The sequence below is a fragment of the Streptomyces anandii JCM 4720 genome, assembly GCF_014650655.1.
Classification (GTDB): Bacteria; Actinomycetota; Actinomycetes; order Streptomycetales; family Streptomycetaceae; genus Streptomyces; species Streptomyces anandii.
On the sequence record NZ_BMVJ01000003.1, the window covers coordinates 227182 to 227971 of the forward strand.

The 790-nt window shown below is 74.4% G+C and carries 1 protein-coding gene; it reads right to left on the minus strand.

The features are described 5' to 3' along the window. Positions 1-790, minus strand: a 790-nt coding sequence (locus IE249_RS07040) for an HAD-IIIC family phosphatase (protein ID WP_189703897.1), incomplete at both ends; no start/stop codon positions are given.

Here is a 790-nt window from a genome sequence, read left to right on the forward strand (position 1 = left end):
CCCGGCCCGGTCGGCCAGCCACGCCAGCAGGCGCTCCTCGACGCCCCGGCCGAGCGCCCGGCAGCTCATCAGCCACGCGAGCACGTCGAGCCGGCCGGCCTCGGCACGTACGGCGATCAGGCCGATCTGGCCGTAGTCGCCGAACCGGTCGCGCGCCGAGGCCGTCCACACCTCGGCCCGCTCCCGCCACCGCGCCACGTCGCCGCCGTCGGCCGAGCGGGCGCGCAGGGTGAACTGGTTGGTGCGGCGCACGAGCTGCTCCGCCCGCTGGACGTCGTCCTCCTCCAGCGGGCGAATGTCGACCTCGAGGCCGAGCCCGGCGAGGAACTCCTCGAAGCCGGCCTGCTCGCGTGCCGCGTCCCGTTCGCGCTCCTGCTCGTAGAAGCGGGCGCGCAACGCGTCCTCGGCGGTGGCCGCCGCCGGTACGGTCGGCCACAACCGGTTCAGGAACTCGGTGAGTTGACCGGCCGGAGGGCAGGTCACCGACAGCACGTGCGGCAGCGCCGAGCGCATTCTGGCGATCTCGGCCGGGTTGTCGTCCAGGTAGAGGAAGCTGTCCAGACCGAGGTTGAGGGTGCGCGCCGCCTCGGCGAGCCGGTCGGGCTTGGGGCCCCAGGCGGCGGACAGCACACTGAAGTGCTCCGCCTTCAGCGGGCTGTCGGGCCGGTCGAGGACGGCCCGGACGGTCGTCTCGTCGTTGTTGCTGACCAGGACCAGCACCGCGCCCGCCGCCCGCCACTGCAGCAGCCTGCGGGCCAGCAGGGCGCGCGGTCCGGTCAGGTCGACGGAC